We start from the raw sequence: 21,606 nt of genomic DNA, 5'->3' as shown, positions 1-21,606 counted from the left end.
TCAGTGCCCCGTCCCGAACCGCACACCGATCGTGGTCAAGATGACGTTTACCGCATACAAGGCGACGACGCACAGCACCACCGTCTCGTTGACGGCGGTGCCCAGCCCCTTGGAGCCACCGCGCACGGTCAGTCCGCGGTAGCAGCCGACCAGACCGGCGATCAAGCCGAAGGTCGCAGCCTTGACCATGGCTATTGCCACCTCGGGCATGCCGGTGATGGTGGTCAACGTGGCCAGGTAGGCGCCGCCGTTGATGTTCTGCAGATAGACACCAAAGAGGTAGCCGCCCACCAGGCCGACGGTGATCACCAGGGCGTTGAGCAACGTGGCGACAAAAGTAGCGGCGATCACCCGCGGCACCACCAACCGGTGGATGGGGTCGATGCCCAAGACCTCCATCGCGTCGATCTCTTCGCGGATGGTGCGGGCGCCCAAATCGGCGCAGATGGCCGTGGACCCGGCGCCGGCGACCACCAGCACCGTGGTCAGCGGCCCGAGCTGGGTGACCGCACCGATGGCCGCACCCGCACCCGAGATATCGGCGGCGCCGAACTGGGCGAGCAAGACGTTGAGGGTGAAGATGAGCAGGACGGTCAACGGGATCGAGACCATGATGGTCGGCAGCAGCGCGACCCTCATGACAAACCAGCACTGCAGGATGAGCTCTCGCCACTGGAACGGCCGACGGAACAGCGCCTTGCCGGTCAGCACGCACATTCGGAAAAATCCGCCGACCATGGTCAGCGGTGTCTCCAATTGGTCGCGGAGGTATCCCATTAGGTGCGGGCCGGTAGACGTCGTCACGGCTGCCCCCGCACGATGGGGCTGCGAGTGTCACGGCAATGCGGCCGATTCTGTCGCACGCCTCCTCCTTGCCCCATCCCTAGGTGTGTGACCGACGGCTCTCTACCCGCAGGTAGTAACCGAGACCACAGGAATGTACCTGATGGCCGTCGACGTGTGAACCGCATCCACACAATTAGCACTCCGTCACCACGTAGCGAACATTTTTGACCTGCTTAGCTTCCCTCTCCAGTTCCAAATACCCTTGACACAGAATGACTTTCGGAGTAGGTGCCCACTCCGTAGCGCAAACGCAATTCAGTTTTGAGCACCTTGCCGGCGGGGTTGCGCGGCAGCACCTCTACGATCTCGAGCGCCTTCGGATGCTTGTAGCGCGCGAGCCGCTCGGTTAGGTACTCAGTAAGGTCTTCGATCCGGAGGTGGTCATCCGTTACAGTCGCGACCGCAATCGGTACCTCACCCCACTTCTCGTCGGCGCGACCAATGACCGCGACCTCAACGATGCTGGGGTGACTGGCCAAGACGTTCTCCACCTCGGCGCAGTAGATGTTTTCCCCGCCGGAGATGATCATGTCTTTCTTGCGATCCACCACCCAGACGTAGCCGTCCTCGTCCATCCGAACGAGATCCCCGGAATGGAACCAACCGCCGGCGAACGCCTCCGCGGTAGCCTCCGGATTGTTCCAGTAGCCACTCATCAATGTCGGTGCCCGGTAAACGATTTCACCGACCGCACCGATCGGTACGTCGTTCATATTGTCGTCGACCACGCGCGCGGACACCGTCGGGATCACTCGTCCGACCGATCCTCGCTTCCGTCTCGCGTCTTCGCCGAGCAGCATGCAGGTGACCGGAGACATCTCGGTCTGACCGAACGCGGCCAGGATCTGCGTGCCGGGGAAAACCTCCGACATCTGCCGCAGCAGCGCATCCGGCGCTGGGGCGGCCCCCCAGGACATCACCCGCAATCTGAGATCGCGCGGACGTGCTTGCTGTTCGGCGCATACGGCCTGCCACTGCGCGGGCACCAGAAAGATGCCGGTGACCTTTTCTTGCTCCAACACGTCGAGCAATTGAGCAGGGTTGAAAGCGCCGAGCGGGTAGATCACGGTGGGGACGCCAAGCAACATCCCGGTCAGCATGTTGCCGATACCAGCAATGTGGAAGAAAGGAACACCGATGAAACCCACGTCGCCGTTGACGTTGGCGCTACTGGTGTACAACGCGGTCATGGTTTGGCCGGTGAGGTTGGTGTGCGTGAGCACCGCACCTTTGGGCCGACCTGTCGTGCCCGAGGTGTACATGATCAAGGCTGGCGAATCGTTGGGAATGTCGACCGGTTCCGGCGGATCACCCCGCTCGTTGATCAGATCCTCATACTCCTGCGACGCATCGCCGGATCCGCCACCGGCTACCACGATCGTGCGCAGCGACGGCTGGATATCGCGGACACCGGCGGCAACGGCCGCCAGCACCTCCTCGGTGATGATGACCCGCGGTGCGCAGTCCTCCACCAGGAAGGCGATTTCGGGTGACGTGAGTCGAAAATTCAACGGGACAGCGATCGCCCCGAGCATGTTGGCAGCCAGCACCGATTCGACAAATTCCGTGCGGTTGAGCATCAGGATCATGACCCGGTCGCCAAAGCCGACCCCTCGGCGGCTTAAAGCTCCGGCCAACGCCGCGACCCGATGTCTCAAGTCGGCCCACGTCACCGTGTGCCCCATGAATCTGAGCGCCGTCGCCCGCGGCTGCATCATTGCGTGCCGCTCCAGCTGGTTCACCCAGTTCTGTCGCCGAGCCAGGTAGGGCTGCTCCAGGAGCTCATTCGAATCCTGCTTCGAGCCATGGCTGGAGCCATGGCTGGCCTGGTTCAAGTGGCTGGCGAGTTGCGCGGTCAACTATGCCATCCCTTCACTTGCGCACCGCTTGCGTCAGACTGATATTTGATAAAACATAGTGTTGTCTGGGTCACATTAACGGGCCCAGCGGCCCCAAACAAGACCTGAGACCAGACCCTGCATAAGTCCCGCCAAGTCCCTGAAAGCCCTGGCAGGCCCCATGAACGCACCGCTATCCGCCCCGCGTCGCAGCCGGCGGCCGCTGCGCCGGGCGCAGTTATCCGACGAGGTTGCGGGCCACTTGAGGGCTGCGATCATGTCGGGGACCTTGCGTCCGGGAACCTATATCCGCCTCGACGAGACCGCCGCCGGGCTCGGGGTCAGCATCACGCCGGTTCGTGAGGCGCTGCTCAAGCTGCGCGGCGAGGGCATGGTGCAGTTGGAGCCACACCGGGGTCACGTCGTATTGCCCTTGACCCGGCAGGACATCGACGACATCTTCTGGTTGCAGGCCACGATCGCGCGGGAACTTGCCGTCACGGCCACCGAGCGCATCAGTGAACTCGACATCGGCGAAATGGAACACCTCAACGAGGCGTTGGCGACCGCCGTCGGATCCGATGATGCTGAGGCCATCGCCGCGCTCGAGTTTTCGTTCCACCGAGTCTTCAACCAGGCGAGCGGGCGGATCAAACTGGCCTGGTTCTTGCTCAGCGCCGCCCGCTACATGCCCGCGCAGATGTATGCCGCCGATCCGCAATGGGGCGCGGCCGCGGTGGACAATCATCGGCTATTGATCGCGGCGTTGCGGACCCGCGACGTCGCGGCGGTGGTCGAGCACACCGTTTGGCAGTTCACCGACGCGGCGCGTCGGCTGACGAAAACACTGGAGAGTAACGGGATCTTTGGCTGAGGCTGAAGGTTTTGCCTGGTCGCCTAGTCGGGCGTCAATTGTTCGGCGCGCAGCTTGAGATTTGCTGCCAGCTGCTCGAGCACATTGTTGAGCAACAGTTTCACCATCGGTGGTGGCACGGGCATGCTGGGCTCGACATCGATGTCCACGGTCAACAAGCTCAGCGCTCCGGCCTCTACCACGCTGAACAGCTGCTCCTGCTTGAGGAACAAGTCGCCCTGCTGCATGACGGTCTGAATCTGATTGTCGCCCGGGTAGTACACGGCGTGGATATAAACGCCCTCGAAGCCTTGGATAGAGGTGTCCAGCCGCACCTGGCTGGGGCGGCCATCGTCGTATCGAGCCAGCACCCAGGCGCCCTTGACCCCTTCATTCCATTCGGGGTACCGCTCAATATCGGAGACGATCCCCATGATCGCCGCGGCGTCGGCACTGACCTCGACCGTCTTGCTCATAACTGGCATTGGCGAAGCATACCTGGGCGCAGCACCCGCCCAGACAAGTGCAGCCGCCTCGCGATCCCGGCGAAACCGACAGCCTCAGATGCCATCTCGGCGCAGCGAAGCTATTCGTTCACGCGGGCCGTCGACAGCAGCGAGCGGATCACTTCGGGCATGGGGACGGGTTTGCGGGTGATCCGATCGACGTAGACGTGCACCCAATGCCCGAGTGCGGTGATCGGCTCCCGTGCGGTGCTGTCGGGCTGCTCCCGTCCGGCCCTAAACACCCCAAGGCGGTACGTGACGCTACTGCGGCCCAGCCGGGTCACCGCCAAGCCCACCACCAGGCCCTCCGGAAATCGCAGCTCGGAGAAGTACCGGCAGCCCGACTCGGCGACGATGCCCAGGGTGGACATGGTGAGCGGGTCGACGCCGGTAAGGGTGACGATCCAGGCGTTGATCGCAGTGTCGAACAGCTGGTAGTAGATGGCGTTGTTGAGGTGCCCGAACATGTCGTTGTCAGCCCAGCGGGTGAGTACCGGCCACAGCACGGGAAAGTCCGCACTGGTCAAGGTGTTTGCCGACCCGCCGGGCACCGACGGGACTGACGGGACTGACGGGACTGAAGCCATGGTTGTATTCCAACATTTTTCACATCCGGAGCCGCGGTGTTGGAGCGAATCGGTTCACCGCGGCCGATCAGCGTTGTCGACCTCAAACTGGATCCGCAGGGCCCGGCGTGGTCAACGGCGAGCAGGTACGGCCGGTTCCGAAGCTGCTCGGACGCGAGGCCGCCGGCATCGTCCACAACTCGGTTTTGTCGGTAGGGGTCAACCGGGTGAGCGTCGTTCCGGTACCCGACCACGTGCCCCAGGGGTGCCGGCGCGAAACCGCTACCAGGACAATCGGTCGCCGTTGGGAACACGTGCCGGGATGGCGGGCGCGACATTCCGCGATTCGTGTCACTGTGGAGACCCGGGCGGCCGCCACCTTGCCGACTCGGCGGTGCGCCAACTCCTCACGTTCGATGCGGGGTAGCGCCTCGCCCGCGGTTCGCGGATGTCGAATCGGTCAGCGTTGCGGGGACGCCTCGAGCCATCGCGCCGATTCCGGATCGGGTGTGTTCAAGCGCAATCCGGCGTGTTCGAGCACGGACCTGAGTTCGTCGACACTTACCCGTTGCACGCAAAGCGGTTGGGTCAGACTCATTCCGTCGAAATCCAGGGTGAACTCTCCGATAACGAACTCGCCATCGCTGGTGTGGATCGCCATGGTCTGCATCGTTTGACCGTCCATTCGCCGGTAACGGCCCGGCGGCCGCTGAGCGAACCAACTCGGTGAGCTCCACTGGATGAGTGCCTTGCCGGTCAGCTTGAGATGATGCGCGACAGTCGCGACGACGCCCCTGCGCAGTTGCGTCCCCGGATAGTTGACCAGGCTGCTCATCAGGAGTACTGCATCGAACCTTTCGGGTAACCGCACGTCTTCGATGCGGGCTTGGACGGTTCGGGCGCAGCGGACGTGGGCGAGCATGTCGGCCGAGTCGTCTACCGCAGTGACCTGGTGTCCGAGTTCGGCCAGCGGATTGGCGATGCGTCCGGCACCGGCTCCTAAGTCCAACACCGTGCTGTTTGGTTTGAGCCACGCCGCAATGGTTTCCACCTCAGCGGTCCCCGACATGCGCCGATAGATCTCGACCAGGCTGCCGTCCTTGGTTGCCGTGTTGAGGCGATCGTCTGTCATACGGGTGGACTATGCACCTTCCTGCCGGCGCACCGCCAGGGGCCACCGTGCGCGCATCGTGGCAACTCTACGTGAGCCCGCCAAGATGACCGCCCCGGCCAGCGGGAATGGCGAATTGCGACATCCATTTCCGTGATGCCCGCCGGCCCGAGCTGGCCGATCGTAGCGGCCTAGAGGTTGTTCGTCGGTCGCAGACATCGTCGACGATGAAGACGGCCATCCCAAAAACTGTCTCGTCTGAGTTGAATAGGACCCCATGTGCCACGGTGACGCACTTGCTTCCACCAAACGGGTGTAGGAGCCCCAACGGTAGACACAGTTCAGCAATCAGAGTGACCGCCGCAAGGGCAGCATTTCCTCGTTCGGGCACCGTCAGCTGGTGCCCCACTTTCGGTGGACACCGTCGCCTACCCTTCGCGGAACGCGGTCGACAATGCGTTTCCCTGTAGTGCGAAAAGCCTTTGCGTCGTGGACCATTCGGGCAGCAACGAATCGAATCCGTGACAGGCGCCCGGAAATACATGTAGCTCAGTGGATATCCCCGCACGAAGCAGCCGCAGCGCGTACTCGACCGCTTCGTCACGAAACGGATCGATTTCTGCGCATGTGATCAACGTTGGTGGCAGTCCGTTGAATACGGCCCTGCGAGCGGGGACGGCGTCCGGCGAAGCCGGTTGCCCGGCCAGATAATGTCGCCACATGAGTTCTGCCGCCTCACCATCGAATGCCGGGGTGCCGCGGAATTCGAGCATGGAGGCGGTAGGCCGATCATCGAGCACCGGTTGGTGTAACAACTGAAAGGCGATCGGGGGCAGCAAGCCGTCAGCGGCCCGATGCGTCAGACATGCGGCCAGGGCGCCGCCGGAGCTGCTACCGGCAACGGCCAGCCGATCGGCATCGATACCCAGCCGGGCCGCGTGGGTGACCGTCCACTGCAACACGGTGATCGCGTCATCGAGCCCCGCTGGAAAAGGGTGTTCCGGCGCCAGCCGATAGTCGACCGACACCACGGAACACTGGCCTCGCCGGGCCAGTTCCAGGCATTGCCGATGATCGGTGTCCAAGTTGCCCAGGGCGAACCCGCCAGCGTGGCAATAGATCACCGCAGGCGCAGGCGCCGACGCGCCCTGGTAGATGCGCACCGGCACCGCTGCACCGGACTCAGCGCGCGCGACGTCTTCGACGACGGGCACCCCCGCGGCGGCCGTTTCCGCTTCGGCGGACGCCCGGCGCCGATCATTCATCGAATCGCGGATCATCGGAATCGATTCGGAGGAGAAGTTTGTTCGGGTCACCGCGACAGCGCGCAGCGCGGCGTCGAGCCGATCGATCGCCTCCAGATCGCTCACCGGCGCCCCACCGTCGAGGTGTCGCTGTCCAGGACGGATTCGGCCCGGGTCAGAAACTGGAAGTCAGCGCGCCGGAAGCGACGTGTCATGCCCCAGAAGCTACGCGCACTACGCGGCCATTGGGTGACCACCCGCCCGTTTGGCGCCCGGAAGTAATTGCTGCACTGCGTGGTCCAGACAGTCCCCTGCATCCAGCGGTCGATCTTGGCGGTAAATTCCGACATCGCCGATGGCCGCACCGCAACGTAGGTCTTACCTTTGCGCCGAAGGTAGACCAACGCTCGCGCGATGTAGCGGGCCTGCGCTTCCAGCATGAAGATCACGCTGTTGGAACCGACATTGGTATTGGGTCCGTACAACATGAAGAAATTCGGAAACTCGGGCACGGCCATGCCGAGGTAGGCATGCGCTCCATCGCGCCAGACTTCGCGCAGCGTGACTTGGCCTTCACCGACGACCGTCATCTGCCCCAGATAGTCGGCGGCGGCATAGCCGGTGGCACACACCACCACGTCGACGCCGCGTTCGGTGCCGTCTTCGGTAACCAGCGACCGGGCGCGCAGGTATCGCGCGGGGCGGGTCACCACTTCCACATTTGGACTAGTCAACGCGGCCAGGTAGGCAGACGAAAGCACCAGCCGCTTGCATCCCATCGGATGATCCGGCGTGAGCTTGCGACGCAATTCTTCATCGCTGACCGTGTTTTCGAGCATGCGCAAAGCTATGGCAGTAAATTCTTGTGTCTTGTCGCTGCCGTGCTCGATCACGGTTATGTTCGACTCGCTGCGCATCCACAACCGCATCCGGTACAACCTCTTGGCGAATGGGATGTGGGCGAATACCCAGCGTTCCCACCGGGTGTACGGCCGATCCGGCTTGGGCAGAATCCAGGTCGCCGATCGCTGCACCGAATACACCTTGGCCGCCACCTTGGCCAATTCCGGCACCAGCTGCGATGCCGTCGATCCAGTACCCAGCACGGCCACTCGGGCCCCGGCAAGCGGAACCGAGTGATCCCATCTTGCCGAATGCATGACTGTTCCGGTGAATCGTTCCTGTTCCACGAGTTCCGGAAACACCGGCCGGTTGAACAGGCCCACCGCCGACACCACGATGTTGAAATGGTGCTGTTCCCCCTCCACCGTGGTCAAACACCATCGGTGTGTCGTGTTATCCCATTGCGCCGCCCTGATTTCAGTCTGTAGCCGCAGATGCGGACGCAGGCCATGTTGGTCGGCGCAGCGCCGGAAGTGGGCCAGGATCTCCGGCTGCCTGGACCACAGCCGCGACCACGCGGAGTTCAACTCGAAGGAGTAGGAATAGAGATGGACTTCACATCGCACGCCAACCCCGGATAGGTGTTGACGTGCCACGTTCCACCCACATCGGCCTCGCGGTCGAAGATGGTGAAATTATGAAAGCCTTTTTGAATCAGCATGATTCCCATCGCGATCCCCCCGGGGCCCGGCGCCGATAATGCCGACAGAAAGTTGGGTTCTCATCGGATCTGTAGACATTGCCCACCGTCGACTACCAGTTCCGTACCGGTGATGAACGATGCCTTTTCGGAGACTAGAAACGCGGCCGCGTCGGCGATCTCCCGCGGCCGCCCGAGCCGCCCGAACATCGCTGTCGCCACCAACCGGGCCTGAGTCTCTTCATCGCTGCTGTCTAGCCGGTCCACATCGTGTCGCCAAGTAGCGCTTCGACATAATCGATTGATACGTGCGGAGTTCCGGCCGCGGCGAGCGCCTGGCGTTTGAATGCCCGCGCGGCCGCACTGAGTACGTGGTGCACAGGACGGGTTCCACGGCTGACTCGTAATGGCCACCCGTCGCCCCATAGCGCAACCTCGGCCAACCGGTGATCCAGCGACTCAAGGACCCGCTGGCGAACGTGATCATCCGCGGCGAACGCGCTGGCGCTGACCGCCAGGGTTGGGCTCGTCCGACCGGGCAGGGCAAGACCCGCCGGCATCTCTGCGGTGCTCGCCCCGAGGATCCGCACCGGACGGGTGTCGCATCCGGGCGGCAACAGCACGGTCACCTGCCAACCGGCCAGTGCCCGGTCGCAGACCCAACCGCCAGCGGCGGCTACCACGTCGATGACACTGGTGGCCACGATCTCAAGTCGATGGCGCAGACATTCGCCCTGCGTGCCGAGGCGCGGTTGGGTGTGCCGATCCGGGTAGCCACGGATGTCGAACGTTGGAGTGACCATCGATCCATTCCTCTTGCATCGAAGCACAACCGGTAGGACTGCCCGGTGACGCGGCTCTCCGCACAGCGTGACATTTTTACGCTATTTTGTAAAGGTTCGGCGGGTCTGTCAGGACGGGCGGCGTGCCGCGAGTTCAGCAAGAATCTCTTCGGTGTGCTGGCCGAGTTCAGGTGCCACGGATCGGGGCGCGCACGGCGTGCCGTGGAAATCGGCTGGCGTGGCAACCATCGGCACGCTCGATTCGCTATCCGGCACATCGACGATCCCGCCCGCCGCGTGAAACTGCTCGTCGGCGACAACGTCCTCGAGCGTGTTGATCGGCGACCAGAAGAAGTCCGGTTCGCCCGCGAAGACCTCCGCCCACTCGGCAAGCGCCTTGGTCGCGAAGATCTCGTCCAGCTGAGCGATGAGGTCGACCGCATGCGCCGCGCGCCCACGAGCGTCGCAGTACCGCGGGTCGGTCAGCCATTCGGGCCGCGCGACAGCGCGACACAGGGACGGCCAGTGCCGCTCGACCTCCAGTCCAACGATCCAGAAGCCTCGCCCATCACCGGCGGTGTAATTGTTCATGCACGGATTACCCATCGACTCACGCTGTCCGATCGCGATCTGCTGGCCGGTGAGCAGGTAGGTGTTGAGGTCAAAACTCACCGTGTAGGCACCCTGGCGGTACAGCGAGGTGGTCACCAATTGCCCCGCACCCGTGCGCTCACGCGCGAGCAATGCCGCGCACACGGCCGCGGCTAGGGTCATGCCCGTCGAGTGATCACCCATGCCGCCGCGCTGAAACGGGGGCGTGTCGCCGGGCTTGGTGAGCAGGTGCGCGACCCCGGCGCGGGACCAAAACGCCGCCACGTCGTAGGCCGCACGGTCCGCGTCGGGTCCGGTTTCGCCGTACCCGGAGATCAAGCCGTAGACCAGCCGGGGATTGCGGCCGGACACCGAATCGAAGTCGAGCCCCAGCCGTCGCAAGGCACCGGGGCGTAGGTTGGTCACGAAAACGTCTGCGCCCGCGAGCAATTCGAACGCCGTATCGCGGCCGGCATCGGTGGTGAGATCGAGCACGATGCTGCGCTTAGAGCGGTTGTCCATCTCAAACGGCGGGTTCAACCCGAGATCACAGCCCAGCATACGGCCGAACATCCGGCCTGGATCGCCGGCCGGAGGTTCGATCTTGATCACGTCGGCGCCCCAGTCGGCCAGGATCGCGGCGGTGGCCGGAGCCGCGACCCACACCCCGAGCTCGACGACTTTGATGCCCGCCACCGGTCCCACCATGACTGGCACCTTAGTCAGCGCCGCGCGGCCAGATCACCTGGACCAATCCGCGGGGTGCATCACCGAATGCCGGTCACCGCCTCGCGCAGCACCGAAGCTCGCCCGCATTGCGCACCGGTCATGCCCTTACCAATAGCGCAGGGCTTGCCGAAACAGTTCGGTCAGAACCGGTTTGTTCATCTCTCGTGGCGCGTTCTGCAGAAGGCGCTGCTGCGGGTGCGCCCCCTCCGTGAGGGCGACCACGTCATCTTCTGTGTAGCCCAGCCCACCGAGCCCGTTCGGCATGCCCACCGCACGCATGATGCGGACAATCTCCCCGGCAAGCACTTCGCCCGCGTCGCGTGGGCCGGCGCCCTTAGGGTCAGCGCCGAGCAGCCGGGCGGCCTGCAAATGGCGCTCTGGGCTCGCCTCCGCGGTAAAGCCAAAGACCGAGGGCGCATTGACGATGACGGCCATGCCATGGGGCACGAGTGGCTCATCGGCTGGGTAGCCCGCGGGCCGAAAGTCACGGACCAGCCCCGCCACCGCGTAGGCCATGCCGTGCGGCGCATGTACGCCGGCATTGCCGAAGGCGATGCCCGCCAGCGTCGCAGCCCACATCATCTGTTCGCGAGCCTCGGTGTCGGAAGCGTCCTTGACCGCTCGCTCTAAAAATTGCCCCAGCAGCCGCATCGACTCACGGCAGCCCAGATCGCTCCACGGGTTTGCGCCCTGACTCATCGGCCGCAGACTGGGGCGCAGCGGACGGGGTCTATGCACATAGGGCCGCGCGGTGTAGGACTCCACGGCGTGCGACAACACGTCGAGTCCCGCCGACGCGACGACCTCGGGGGGCAAGCTCACGGTGCAGTCGGGGTCGATCAGAGCCTCGGTGGGACGCAGCGCGTGGGACGCAATGCCCGTCTTCGCCGACATTGACAGCAGGTCGAAGATCGCGATCCCGGTTACCTCGCTGCCGGTGCCCGCCGTCGTGGGGCAGGCAATATGCGCCTTGAGCGGGCCGGGTACCGGCTTGCCCGCGCCGATGGGCGCGTTGACGTAGGTGTACAAGTCTGCGGGATGGCTGGCGTACAGATTGGCAGCCTTGCACGTGTCGATCACCGAGCCACCGCCCAACGACACGTATCCATCGGGGTTGGCCTCTTGCGCGAAGCGTGCCGCTTCCAGAAAAGACGCGTCGGTGGGTTCGACATGGACGTCGGTGTAGGTGATCACGTCCAGCCCGGCCGCGACGAGCGAGTTGTAGGCTTTCGCAAAGACCGGCAGCTTGGCCACCCGGGCATCGGAGAACAGCGCCACCCGACGCAGCCCGAGCGCACCGGCTCTGTCGCCCACCTCGCCGAGACAGCCGCGCCCGAAAGTGACCCGGGACGCGTCGACGGTGAAGGCTCCGTCACCGCCCTCGGACACCGTTGGGAAGCCACAGCACGCCATCGCGTCCTCCTGAGTCGCGACGGCAATCTACCGCACGGGCGAAACGGCGACGTCGCCTGACCCCGATTGATTGTCCGCCGCCAGCCCGGCCCGAAGGATCGTGGATTTACACTATTGCGGCCATTTGTAATGGTTTGTCGGGTCGTTGATCGTCGAGGTGGTTCGGTGTCGGGAAACAGAGCTGTCGCGCTGGCTCGATTGGCCGCGCATCTAGGGCGTGGTGTCCAGCGGGTCTGCGACCGACGGCGCGCTGCGCGGCGCCCGAAGGTTCCCCCGGCGGATCGAGGACCTGAGCGCGGCGACGATGTCGCGGATCATGGGACGCGCGGTGACCTCGATATCGGTGATCGCCGATACCAGCGGCACGACATCGCGTGCCCGGCTGGCGGCGCACGGCGACGAAGTCCCGGATTCGGTCTTCGTCAAGATGGCCGCCCAAACGGGCGCCACCAGGCTGATGGGTGAGCTGGGCCGTCTCGGCGAAACCGAAGTGCAGTTCTACCGGCAATTGTCGGCCGAGCTGGCCGGCGCAGTGCCCGCGGCATACGGGTCGTCGTTCGATGGGCCGACGGGCCGGTTCGTGCTGGTGTTGCAGGACTTGGCGGATGGTCAGTGCCAATTCCCAGATACATTGCACCCGTTCACCAAAGACCAGGCAGCCTTGGTCGTCGAGCTGCTCGCCCGACTACACGGGACATTCTGGGGACGAGTGGACTCCGGCAGGTTCGGCTGGCTGTATTCGGGCTCCGACGACCCCAGCGTCCCGCTGGTTCCCACCATGCTGCGCACCTCGGCGCGCCGGTTGGCGACCCGAACCCCGATTCCGGTGGCAGATGGCGAATTCATCATCCAGCACTACCCAGCGGTCGCCCGGCTCATCGATACGCCGCCGCATACCGTGTTGCACGGCGACGCGCACCGCGGTAATTGCTACTTTCGCGGTGCAGGGCAAAACGTTTCGGCCGGACTGCTGGCCTGGCAGGCGGTCCGGTGCGGTCACCCCGCCCGCGATCTCGCCTACACATTGATCACCAGCATGAGCACCGCGGACCGGCAGCGATGCGAGCGTGAATTATTGGACACCTACCGGCGGGCGTTGGCGGCTGCCGGGGGTCCCGATCTGCAGCGCGATGAGCTTTGGCGACGCTATCGGCAGGCGGCCGCCTACGCTTATGTGGCGACCACGATCGTCGCCGGACTAGGCGGTATGCAGTCGGCCGATATCGCGCTCGCGGGTTTGGAATTGGCGGTCGCGGCCGTCCACGACCTGGACACCGTAGCCGCGCTGCAAGGGCCCGACTTGGGAGGAACATCATGAGCCTGGCGGCAGGGCATGGTCCACTCAGCAAGAATCCGGCCGGACGGTTCTGCCCACCGGTGACGGCCAACCTTGTCTATGTCGAACCACATCCGCGGCGTGTCCAAGCCTTCCGCGACGGGCTCCTGGTCATCGACACCGAGCGAGCGCTCCTGGTGCATCGACGCGATCAACCGCTTAGTTATGTCTTCCCGGCCGAAGAGATCGTCGATTTGCCGACCGAGTTCGAGAGCGAAGCGCCTGGCTTTGTGCACGTGCCCTGGGGCGCCGTTGACAGCTGGTGGGAGGAGGGCCGCAAGCTTGTCCACTACCCCCCAAACCCTTACCATCGGGTCGACTGCCGGCCAACCACGCGCCATCTGAACGTCTCTCTCGCCGGCACCACTCTGGTGGATACCCGTGACACGGTGATCGTCTTCGAAACATCGCTGCAGCCAAGACTTTACGTGGATCCTACGCTGGTACGCACCCATCTGCTGCGAAAATCGGCGACATCAAGCTACTGCAACTACAAGGGTGTGGCAACATACTGGTCCGCCGTCGTCGACGATATGCTCGTCGACGACGTCGCGTGGAGCTACGCGGATCCGTTGCCGGAAAGCCAACCGATCAAGGGATTTCTCAGTTTCGACGCCACTCGCCTGCACGTCGCCGCGCAGCTACCGACCCCATAGTCACGGACGCCCGAGCCGGAGCTCCCGCTGAGCAATCATGTTGCGGAACACCTCGAGGGTGCCACCGTAGACGCCGGTCGGTAATGCCAGCCGAAAAAGATGCTCGATCGCTCCACTACCGACGGCCCCGTTGGCATCGGTCGGCAACGCCGAGGCAGTGCCAACCACATCCATCAAATCCGTTGAAATGTCTCGCATTGTCTGCGCTATTGCGACGCGACCGAACATGCCCGGAGTCGACAACGCTGCTTCCGTCCGCGCGATGGCGCGTCCGAGCCGATATCTCACCGACGCGTCGTCAATCAGGCGACGTCCAGTGCAGTCCGACCGCGCCACCGCCGAGGCGATCTGGTCAACCGCCTCGGCCATCACCACACCATGCCCCGCCATCGCCGCCACGTCCTGCAGACCATCGCCGCCGGTAGCAACAATGCCGTGCTCGGAGTCAAGCGCGGACCGCATCACCGTCCAACCACCGTTCACCTCGCCGATCCGATAGCGGTCGGCGACGCGCACGTCGCTGTAGAACACGACGTTGGTGCGGTCACCGTCTATCGTTCGGATGGCCTGCATCTCGATACCCGGCGATTCGAGCGGCACCAGAAACATGGTCAGATTCTTGTGCTTACACCCCTGCGGGTCGGTGTTAGTCAGCAGGAACACGTACTTGCTGTTCTGGGCATTCGATGTGAACATCTTGGAGCCGTTGATGATCCAGCTTTTGTCATCACGAACTGCTCGCGTCTTGCAGGTGGCAACGTCGGAGCCGCCTTCTGGCTCGGTGTAACCGAGGCACAGCCGGGTGTCACCGGACAGCACCTCGGGTAGTACCTCGTCGATCAGCTCGGCGGCACCGAACTGCTGCACCACCCGCGCGACGACCGAGGTGGTACCCCAGTGATACCACGGGGTGTGAGCGCGGCCGATCTCGAGCTCGAAAATTCGGCGGCGGATGGCACTGAACCCACCGTCGCACTCGGGTTTCCAATCCGAAGCCAGGTAGCCGGCCGCCCCGAGCGCCAGATGGACTTGCTCGTCAAAGTTTTCTCCTGTTCTGCGATCACGACCACGCACTTCGTCGGTGACGTGCTCGGCCAGCAAGGCCCGGGTCTGACCGCGGAAAATCCGGTTCTCGCGGGAAAGTTCGACGTGTGAGAAGTCCATTTATCCGGCATCAATGACAAGGGCGCGGAAACGCTCCACGCTATCGAGCGCATGCGAAAGGCTGTCGCCAGGCAGACCAACGTGAACCCAAGTGACGCCAAGCGTCGCCAGTTTATCCAGACCGCCGAGATAGGCAGCGGCGTCGAAGTCATCGGCGCCGAGGCTGCCGCCCTCGAAATTGGTGAAGATGATGTCGATTTCGGACCAGTCCCGACCCGCCTCGTCGCATCGGCGCCGCAAGTCATCGATTCCGGCGGCGAGTCGGTCGACCGAGTCGATCGCCGCGGTGCCGGCGGTTTGGGCCAGCCGTGCCGGCGCCGGAAACGGACACCAGCCATCACCGTAGTCGGCGACTCGCTGGCGGGCCGCCGCGGTGTTGCCGCCTATCCATATCGGTGGGTGTGGCCGACTGATTGGTCGTGGGTGGGCGGTGATCCCGTACGCGGTGAAATGCTTTCCATCGAAGGACATGTCATCGGTGGTCCATATCAAACGAATCACCCGCAGCGCCTCTTCGAATAGCTCGGCGCGCTCGTCATAGTTGACCCCCAGGGGGGCGAACTCACGTTTGAGGTAACCCACGCCAACCGCTAGGGTGAATCGGCCACCGGACAGCAGATCCAAAGTTGCACCGGATTTGGCTACTAGGAATGGGTTTCGATACGGCAATACTATGATGTTGGGAATCAGGCGCAGTGTCGCAGTTCGGGCCGCCGCAAAACCCAAGGCGACAAAGGGATCTAACGCGTCGTGGCCGCCGGCGTCGAGCCAGCGCTGCGACGGCGCCGGGTGGTCGGTGAAGCCGAACCCGTGAAAACCCGCGCCTTCGGCCGCCGCGGCGACCGACGCGATGCCCGATCCGGACAACAACTCGGGGTGATACGGTTGACTGTGCATCGGGTGGGTGATGGCGAAACGCACCGAAACTCCAGCCGCTAGAACCGTGAGCGCGCATCGATCACCGTGTCACTGGTGCGCAGTGGCCGGATCAGCGCTTCTTGGGCGAAGGACGCGATGAGCTGCCCTTCCTCGGTATGCACGGTGCCGCGGACGTACGACATGCCCGCGCCGACCTGCGTGCTCTCGTGGGTGTAGAGCAACCAACCGTCCCAGCGCACCGGTTCATGGAAAGCCACCGATGTCGTCATCGGCGCGGTGGACACGCTCAGATGCGCCTGGCTGGTGCCAATGCCCGGATGCGCCCGCATCGTGGTCGAAATCCCTAGGTGGCCTGTGAAATACGCGATGAGCGCCTTGGCCAGGTCGTCCCGACTCGGGATCGGATCGTAATGCAGCCATGCATAGAGTTCGGGAGGACCCACCTCGTCGGGACTGTTGACGTCGGCCACGTCGACAAGCCGCAACTGCCGACCGATCATCGGCATCTGGCAGACGTTGGCATCCGCCGGCGGCGCCACATCGGGTCGTGGCAAGTGGTGGCGAATCACATCGCCGGTCGGGACGTCCGCCAGGACGGTGGCGGTCAAGCAGCGCTTGCCGTGCTGATGTGCGGCGACAATCGCGGTTGCCGTCGACCGGCCTTCGTGTGCGACGTCGACGACAAACTCGAGCGGTGGACCAACCGCGACGGCACGAGAGAACACCGCGTGCGCCGAACGCACCGACTTACCCTCGAACCGCTGCGCCACGGCCACAATCGCCTGCGCGACCACTTGCGTACCTTCCACCACCTGACGGCCATCCTGACCGCAGAGTCCGGTCGCAGCGGTGAACCGATCGGTCCCGGCGGCCTGCACGTCGAAAAGCTCCAGCAGGTCCGCAACCGACCATCGGATTTGTTCAGACTCCGTCGTCAATGCGCTCACCCCTCGTTCCGGCGGCCCACGGCCCAGCGTGACACTTGGTGACTTATTTGTAAAGCTCGTCCAAGAACTCGGCCCGCGTTGACAGCGGCGCCCGCTGTGCGTGACACTTTTGCGGTGTTTTGTAAAGGCGCGGCCGGACTGGTCCCGACACCGTTGGCCACTGGCTTCGGCTTCGGCGAGGGCCCGCGCTGGTTCGAGGGACTGCTCTGGTTCTCTGATCTGCTCGGTGAAGCCGTCCACACGTCGGACATGCACGGATCATTGACCACCCTGCAGCTGCCCGGTCACTCCCCGTCCGGACTCGGGTTTCGCCCCGATGGTTCGCTGCTGATTGCGTCGGCCGAAGACCGGCTGGTACTGCGCTACGACGGCGAAACCGTTGTCACGGTCGCCGACCTCACCGATCTGGCGCCGGCCAACCTGGGCGACATGGTCATCGACGACGTCGGTCGGGCCTACATCGGATCCCAAGCCTTCTCGGGTGGTGTCATCGTCCGCGTTGATCCCGACGACAGCGCGCAGATCGTCGCCACGGACCTCGCCTTCCCTAACGGGATGGTGATCAACTCGGACCGCGACACCTTGATCGTTGCCGAGTCGATGGCCCGCCGGCTCAGCACAGTTCGAGCGAATCACCGCGGGCGGCGACGTGACCGACCGCATCGATATGGGCGATCGTGTCGCGGTCGCCTGCGCACTGGGCGGTCCCGAACGCCGCACGCTGTTCCTGCTGTCAAGCACGGCGGCATATCCCGAACGACTGATCGGCACCCGACTTGCCCAGCTGGATGCCGTGACGGTTGCCACCCCGGGGGCGGGCCTACCCTGACCTCGAACCCCGATACGCAAAGGTGTGAGCCATGACGGATTCCTACTACGAGTTGATCGCCACTGCCGACGCGCTCGGCGAGAAGCTGGTCGCGACCGACCTGGCGCGCGGTACTTGGTCGGCTTCGATACAGCACGGCGCGCCAGTATCGGCGCTGTTGGTCCGGGCGTTGGAGCGGTGCGCTCGGCGCGAGGACACCAGGCTGAGCCGGGTGGTCATTGACTTGTTGGGAGCGGTGCCGGCCGAGGGCGACCTATGGGTTCGCTCGCAGGTGATACGCGGTGGCAAACAGATCGAGCTGATCGGTGCCGAGATGCTGGCGGCGGGGCCGGACGGTCAGCCCCGGCCCGTCGCCCGCGCCAGCGGTTGGCGGCTACAGCAACTCGACACCGAGGCCCTGGCTCACGCGGCGGAAAACCCGCCGCGCCCAGTTGCCGAGGCGCACGGCCGCAAACTGGCCCCGATGGACTGGGACCGCAACTACGTACACAGCCTGGATTGGCGCTGGCTGACCGAACCCATGACCCCGGGTCCGGGCGAATCTTGGATCAAGCCCACTGTGGACCTGGTCCACGGCGAGACAATGACCCCATTGCAGCGATTGTTCGCGGTAGCCGACTGCGCCAACGGCATCGGCAGCACGCTGGACATCACCAAGTGGACGTTCGTCAACACCGATCTGGCCGTGCACGTGTTTCGCGTCCCGAATGGGGACTGGATTGGAATTCGGGCCGAGACCAACTACGGGCCAGACGGCATCGGGACAACCGTCGGCGCATTGTTCGACCAGCAGGGCGCGATCGGGGCGATTCAGCAGTCCGTGCTGGTGCGCCCGCGGCACCGCTGATCGGACGCGAGAGCGAAACAACATGACACTTGTGCAATCTTTCGTAAAGTTTCACCTATGAGCCAGGCGTTCCAGGCAATCGATGGGCCCGAGACCGACACCTCGACGCGCAAGCGCATTCTGGCGGCCACCGCCGAGGTGCTCGCCCGCAGCGGCAAGACCAAGCTCAGCCTGTCCGAAGTTGCGACCCAGGCCGGCGTATCGCGCCCTACGCTCTACCGGTGGTTCGCTTCCAAAGAAGAGCTGCTCGCCACGTTCTCTCGATACGAACGACAGGTTTTCGAGAGTGGCCTGAGCAAGGCCACCGCCGGATTGAAGGGTGTCGACAAGCTCGATGCCGCGTTGCGATTCATCGTTGACTACCAATACTCGTACTCGGGCGTGCGGATGGTCGACATCGAGCCGGAGCTCGTCATCGCACAGATGTCCGGCGTCATACCGGAGATGCGCGAAGGTCTGCAACGCCTCCTGCCCGGACCCAACGGCGCGGTCAAAGCGGCGACGGCGATCCGAATCGCGATCTCGCACTACATCGTTCGAAGTGATGATGCCGACCAGTTCCTGGCGCAGCTGCGCCATGCCGTCGGCATCAAGGGTTCGGACTGAAACCGACTGATCCGACCAAACGGGCCGCCGGCCCGATCGCAATGGACCCGTCTGCCACCGCTGTCCCCGCACCGACGGGCACACGTTCCGCCCGCCTTCGAGCGACAATGGGTCCGGGTTGGGCATGGCGTCGCTATAGAGGCGGCATCGTTAAACGTCCCTTCCGGCAGGTGCCCACATGGCGGATGTGGCAACATGTCACCGAGCGCCGCCAGGCGGTCGAAAATCAGTCGAACAACACCGCGGCGTTGAGGTATCCGGTGGGATCCATCGCCGCCTTCAACGTCCGCATCACCGCGATGTCAGCCGCCTCCCGGGACATCGTCAAGTACGGCCGCTTGCGACTACCGACGCCGTGCTCGGAGCTGACGTTGCCGCCGCATCGTGCGATCAGATCCATCATCTCGGCGTACAGCGCCGGCTCCCGGTCCGCCGGGCAACGCAACACATTCAGGTGCAGGTTGCCCTCGGCGATGTGACCGAATAGCACCGCAAGCGCGTCCGGCACATGCGCGCGGACCACAGCGTCCGCGTCCCGCCCGAAGGCACCGATCGCCGGCAGGGGCAGCGACACGTCGAACTTCAACGGTGGCCCGTAGCACCCCAATACCTCGGCCAGCGCTTCGCGGGTGCGCCACAACCTTTGCTGCGCGGCCACATCCACGCCCACCGCGGGCTCACCGCACAGCTGGGTCCCGTCGAGCAGCCGCGCGAGCCGTTCACTCGGGTCATGGTCGGCGGCCAGTTCTACCAACAGCAGCCAGTCGCCCACGACCGGTGGACTCACCCCGAGGCGCTCGGCGGTCAGCTCGGCGGCGCGGCCATCGATCAGCTCCAGCGCGGCGATGCCGTCGATATCGCGAAAGGCCCGACCGGCTTCGACAACCGCCTCCAGGTCGGCAAACCCACAGACGGCGGTCACCCGGTGCGACGGCATCGGGTGCAGCCGCAGCTCGAGCGCGGTGATCACACCCAACGTGCCCTCGGCCCCGACGAACAACGACGGCAGATCGTAGCCGGTATTGTCCCGGCGCACCCGGCTGTGCCGGTGTAGCGCCGAACCGTCGGGTAGGGCCACGTCCAGGCCGACGACCTGATCGCCCATGTTGCCGTAGCGCACGGTACGCAAGCCGCCGGCGTTGGTCGAGGCCATGCCGCCCACGGTCGCGCTGTCGCGTGCCGCCAGGTCCACGCCAAACACCAGGCCGGCCGCGACCGCGGCGTGCTGCACAGCGGTCAGCGTCGCGCCGGCGCCCGCCAGCATGCGCCGCTCCACGGTGTCGACATCACTTATGTCACAAAGTCTTTCGGTAGAGAGCAGCACATCATCATGTTCGGGTACGGTGCCGGCCACCAACGACGTCCGCCCGCCTTGCACGGTGACATAGGCCCCGGCGTCCCGGCACACCCGCAGCACCTCGGCAACCTGTTCGGCCGACCCCGGCCGCACCAACGCGCTGGCCCGGCCCCGATACCGCCCGGTGTGGTCCACGCTGCGCCCGATCAGGACATCGGAATCGGTGATGACGTGACCCTGGCCCACCACGGCGGCCAGACTTCGCAGCATCGGCACCGTCAGAACTGTTTGTGCGGAACGTCGGTCACCAACCCACCGTCCATCACGAACTCACTGCCGGTCGAATACGACGATTCATCGCTGGCCAAGAACACCACGAACGTCGACACTTCCCTCGATTCACCCGGGCGACCCAGCGGGACGGTGACCATGTCCTCGGGCAACTTGGCGGTCATCGGCGTGCGGATGAAACCGGGATGAATCGAGTTGACCCGGATGTTCGACGGCGCCAGCTCCAGGGCCGCCGACTTTGCCAAGCCACGCACCCCCCACTTCGAGGCGACATAGGGATGCACGGCCGGTGCACCCCGCAGCCCCTCGATCGACGACACATTGATAATCGAGCCGCCACCAGCTGCCGTCATCGCCTCGACCGCCGCCCGCATGCCCAGGAAGGTGCCGGTCAGATTGACGTCAATCACCTTCTGCCACTTATCGAGATCGAAATTCTTCAGTTGGCCGAGCGCCACGATGCCAGCATTGTTGACCAGCACGTCCAGCTTGCCGAATTCGCCGGTGGCCGTCGCCACCGCGGCGTCCCACTGGTCGGGCTGGGTGACATCGAGGTGGACGTAGCGTGCGGCCGCACCGATTTCGGCGGCGAGCGCCTTGCCCTCGTCGTCGAGGACGTCACCGATCACCACCTTGGCACCCTCCTCGACCAGCAGCCGCGCATGCGAGGCGCCCATCCCCCGGGCACCGCCGCTGATGAGTGCAACTTTTCCGTCAACGCGTCCCATGAAG

General features: G+C 64.4%; 19 protein-coding genes and 3 pseudogenes. 6 read left to right on the top strand and 16 right to left on the bottom strand.

The genetic code is table 11. From position 1 onward, the window contains the following. A complete protein-coding gene (locus MB901379_RS01545) occupies nucleotides 1–804 on the bottom strand; it encodes an MlaE family ABC transporter permease (protein WP_158015002.1) in 804 nt (267 codons plus the stop codon). Between the two features lie 215 nt (nucleotides 805–1,019). Next, nucleotides 1,020–2,705, bottom strand: coding sequence for a fatty-acid--CoA ligase FadD5 (fadD5, locus tag MB901379_RS01540; RefSeq protein ID WP_158015001.1), 1,686 nt, complete (start codon nucleotides 2,703–2,705; stop codon nucleotides 1,020–1,022). A gap of 160 nt (nucleotides 2,706–2,865) precedes the next feature. Here fadD5 and MB901379_RS01535 point away from each other — a divergent pair, with 160 nt between their 5' ends. Further along, nucleotides 2,866–3,558, top strand: a complete 693-nt coding sequence (locus tag MB901379_RS01535; protein WP_158015000.1) for a GntR family transcriptional regulator — start codon at nucleotides 2,866–2,868, stop codon at nucleotides 3,556–3,558. Between the two features lie 23 nt (nucleotides 3,559–3,581). On the opposite strand, the gene MB901379_RS01530 is transcribed toward MB901379_RS01535, so the two are convergent. From MB901379_RS01530 to MB901379_RS01490, 9 genes and pseudogenes are all read right to left on the bottom strand, one after another. Beyond that, nucleotides 3,582–4,022 carry an SRPBCC family protein gene (locus MB901379_RS01530; RefSeq protein WP_158014999.1) on the bottom strand — a complete coding sequence of 147 codons (441 nt, stop codon included), beginning with the start codon at nucleotides 4,020–4,022 and terminating at the stop codon, nucleotides 3,582–3,584. Between the two features lie 101 nt (nucleotides 4,023–4,123). Continuing rightward, nucleotides 4,124–4,630 carry an acyl-CoA thioesterase gene (locus tag MB901379_RS01525; protein ID WP_158014998.1) on the bottom strand — a complete coding sequence of 169 codons (507 nt, stop codon included), beginning with the start codon at nucleotides 4,628–4,630 and terminating at the stop codon, nucleotides 4,124–4,126. Nucleotides 4,631–5,069: 439 nt separating this feature from the next. Beyond that, nucleotides 5,070–5,741, bottom strand: a complete 672-nt coding sequence (locus tag MB901379_RS01520) for a class I SAM-dependent methyltransferase (RefSeq protein ID WP_158014997.1) — start codon at nucleotides 5,739–5,741, stop codon at nucleotides 5,070–5,072. Nucleotides 5,742–6,148: 407 nt separating this feature from the next. Continuing rightward, complete coding sequence (locus tag MB901379_RS01515; protein WP_158014996.1) at nucleotides 6,149–7,090, bottom strand: alpha/beta hydrolase; 942 nt, start codon at nucleotides 7,088–7,090, stop codon at nucleotides 6,149–6,151. Then, nucleotides 7,087–8,607, bottom strand: a pseudogene (locus tag MB901379_RS01510) (flavin-containing monooxygenase). Before MB901379_RS01510 ends, MB901379_RS01515 begins: the two are co-directional and overlap by 4 nt. After that, nucleotides 8,589–8,774: an SDR family oxidoreductase gene (locus MB901379_RS24305; RefSeq protein WP_232021962.1), complete on the bottom strand. Its 186-nt coding sequence runs from the start codon at nucleotides 8,772–8,774 to the stop codon at nucleotides 8,589–8,591. Before MB901379_RS24305 ends, MB901379_RS01510 begins: the two are co-directional and overlap by 19 nt. Continuing rightward, nucleotides 8,762–9,310 (bottom strand): hypothetical protein, encoded by a 549-nt coding sequence (locus tag MB901379_RS24300; RefSeq protein ID WP_232021961.1) that lies wholly within the window; start codon nucleotides 9,308–9,310, stop codon nucleotides 8,762–8,764. The genes MB901379_RS24305 and MB901379_RS24300 overlap by 13 nt, the downstream gene beginning before the upstream one ends. A gap of 108 nt (nucleotides 9,311–9,418) precedes the next feature. Continuing rightward, complete coding sequence (locus MB901379_RS01495; protein WP_158014993.1) at nucleotides 9,419–10,588, bottom strand: CoA transferase; 1,170 nt, start codon at nucleotides 10,586–10,588, stop codon at nucleotides 9,419–9,421. Nucleotides 10,589–10,714: 126 nt separating this feature from the next. Beyond that, nucleotides 10,715–12,022 (bottom strand): hydroxyacid-oxoacid transhydrogenase, encoded by a 1,308-nt coding sequence (locus MB901379_RS01490; RefSeq protein WP_158014992.1) that lies wholly within the window; start codon nucleotides 12,020–12,022, stop codon nucleotides 10,715–10,717. A 129-nt stretch (nucleotides 12,023–12,151) separates the two neighbouring features. On the opposite strand from MB901379_RS01490, the pseudogene MB901379_RS01485 reads away from it, so the two are divergent. Then, nucleotides 12,152–13,340, top strand: a pseudogene (locus MB901379_RS01485) (phosphotransferase). Beyond that, complete coding sequence (locus MB901379_RS01480; protein ID WP_158014991.1) at nucleotides 13,337–14,014, top strand: DUF427 domain-containing protein; 678 nt, start codon at nucleotides 13,337–13,339, stop codon at nucleotides 14,012–14,014. The pseudogene MB901379_RS01485 and the gene MB901379_RS01480 overlap by 4 nt, the downstream one beginning before the upstream one ends. On the opposite strand, the gene MB901379_RS01475 is transcribed toward MB901379_RS01480, so the two are convergent. Genes MB901379_RS01475 through MB901379_RS01465 form a run of 3 tightly spaced genes read right to left on the bottom strand, consistent with a single transcriptional unit; the run spans nucleotide 14,015 to nucleotide 17,004 of the window. Then, a complete protein-coding gene (locus MB901379_RS01475) occupies nucleotides 14,015–15,178 on the bottom strand; it encodes an acyl-CoA dehydrogenase family protein (RefSeq protein WP_158014990.1) in 1,164 nt (387 codons plus the stop codon). Beyond that, nucleotides 15,179–16,099: an LLM class F420-dependent oxidoreductase gene (locus MB901379_RS01470; RefSeq protein WP_158014989.1), complete on the bottom strand. Its 921-nt coding sequence runs from the start codon at nucleotides 16,097–16,099 to the stop codon at nucleotides 15,179–15,181. It abuts the gene before it with no gap. A 14-nt stretch (nucleotides 16,100–16,113) separates the two neighbouring features. Next, the gene (locus MB901379_RS01465; RefSeq protein ID WP_158014988.1) at nucleotides 16,114–17,004 is read right to left on the bottom strand and encodes an acyl-CoA thioesterase; all 891 of its coding nucleotides are present in this window, start codon (nucleotides 17,002–17,004) and stop codon (nucleotides 16,114–16,116) included. A 138-nt stretch (nucleotides 17,005–17,142) separates the two neighbouring features. Here MB901379_RS01465 and MB901379_RS01460 point away from each other — a divergent pair. The 3 genes and pseudogenes from MB901379_RS01460 (at nucleotide 17,143) to MB901379_RS01450 (ending at nucleotide 19,286) form a co-directional block, all read left to right on the top strand. Then, nucleotides 17,143–17,833, top strand: a pseudogene (locus tag MB901379_RS01460) (SMP-30/gluconolactonase/LRE family protein). Nucleotides 17,834–17,864: 31 nt separating this feature from the next. Then, the gene (locus MB901379_RS01455) at nucleotides 17,865–18,680 is read left to right on the top strand and encodes a thioesterase family protein (RefSeq protein WP_158014987.1); all 816 of its coding nucleotides are present in this window, start codon (nucleotides 17,865–17,867) and stop codon (nucleotides 18,678–18,680) included. Nucleotides 18,681–18,737: 57 nt separating this feature from the next. Continuing rightward, entirely contained in the window at nucleotides 18,738–19,286 is a 549-nt protein-coding gene (locus MB901379_RS01450; RefSeq protein ID WP_158014986.1) for a TetR/AcrR family transcriptional regulator, read from the top strand. A 226-nt stretch (nucleotides 19,287–19,512) separates the two neighbouring features. Here the strand turns inward: MB901379_RS01450 and MB901379_RS01445 are convergent, their stop codons facing one another. Both MB901379_RS01445 and MB901379_RS01440 read right to left on the bottom strand, forming a co-directional pair. Continuing rightward, a complete protein-coding gene (locus MB901379_RS01445) occupies nucleotides 19,513–20,853 on the bottom strand; it encodes an FAD-binding oxidoreductase (RefSeq protein ID WP_158018870.1) in 1,341 nt (446 codons plus the stop codon). Nucleotides 20,854–20,861: 8 nt separating this feature from the next. Further along, nucleotides 20,862–21,602 carry a glucose 1-dehydrogenase gene (locus MB901379_RS01440; RefSeq protein WP_158014985.1) on the bottom strand — a complete coding sequence of 247 codons (741 nt, stop codon included), beginning with the start codon at nucleotides 21,600–21,602 and terminating at the stop codon, nucleotides 20,862–20,864. Nucleotides 21,603–21,606 lie beyond the last annotated feature (4 nt).

Origin of the sequence: Mycobacterium basiliense (genome assembly GCF_900292015.1) — a bacterium.
Classification (GTDB): Bacteria; Actinomycetota; Actinomycetes; order Mycobacteriales; family Mycobacteriaceae; genus Mycobacterium; species Mycobacterium basiliense.
This window is presented reverse-complemented; position numbering and strand designations above follow the sequence as displayed.

Excerpts from the sequence above, each read along its gene's own strand:
- MB901379_RS01525 (WP_158014998.1), bottom strand. The coding sequence starts at position 4,630 with ATGGCTTCAGTCCCGTCAGTCCCGTCAGTCCCGTCGGTGCCCGGCGGG.
- MB901379_RS01480 (WP_158014991.1), top strand. The coding sequence starts at position 13,337 with ATGAGCCTGGCGGCAGGGCATGGTCCACTCAGCAAGAATCCGGCCGGA.
- MB901379_RS01450 (WP_158014986.1), top strand. The coding sequence starts at position 18,738 with ATGAGCCAGGCGTTCCAGGCAATCGATGGGCCCGAGACCGACACCTCG.
- MB901379_RS01490 (WP_158014992.1), bottom strand. The coding sequence starts at position 12,022 with ATGGCGTGCTGTGGCTTCCCAACGGTGTCCGAGGGCGGTGACGGAGCC.
- MB901379_RS01445 (WP_158018870.1), bottom strand. The coding sequence starts at position 20,853 with ATGCTGCGAAGTCTGGCCGCCGTGGTGGGCCAGGGTCACGTCATCACC.
- MB901379_RS01475 (WP_158014990.1), bottom strand. The coding sequence starts at position 15,178 with ATGGACTTCTCACACGTCGAACTTTCCCGCGAGAACCGGATTTTCCGC.
- MB901379_RS01520 (WP_158014997.1), bottom strand. The coding sequence starts at position 5,741 with ATGACAGACGATCGCCTCAACACGGCAACCAAGGACGGCAGCCTGGTC.
- MB901379_RS01530 (WP_158014999.1), bottom strand. The coding sequence starts at position 4,022 with ATGCCAGTTATGAGCAAGACGGTCGAGGTCAGTGCCGACGCCGCGGCG.
- MB901379_RS24300 (WP_232021961.1), bottom strand. The coding sequence starts at position 9,310 with ATGGTCACTCCAACGTTCGACATCCGTGGCTACCCGGATCGGCACACC.
- MB901379_RS01455 (WP_158014987.1), top strand. The coding sequence starts at position 17,865 with ATGACGGATTCCTACTACGAGTTGATCGCCACTGCCGACGCGCTCGGC.
- MB901379_RS01535 (WP_158015000.1), top strand. The coding sequence starts at position 2,866 with ATGAACGCACCGCTATCCGCCCCGCGTCGCAGCCGGCGGCCGCTGCGC.
- MB901379_RS01440 (WP_158014985.1), bottom strand. The coding sequence starts at position 21,602 with ATGGGACGCGTTGACGGAAAAGTTGCACTCATCAGCGGCGGTGCCCGG.
- MB901379_RS01495 (WP_158014993.1), bottom strand. The coding sequence starts at position 10,588 with ATGGTGGGACCGGTGGCGGGCATCAAAGTCGTCGAGCTCGGGGTGTGG.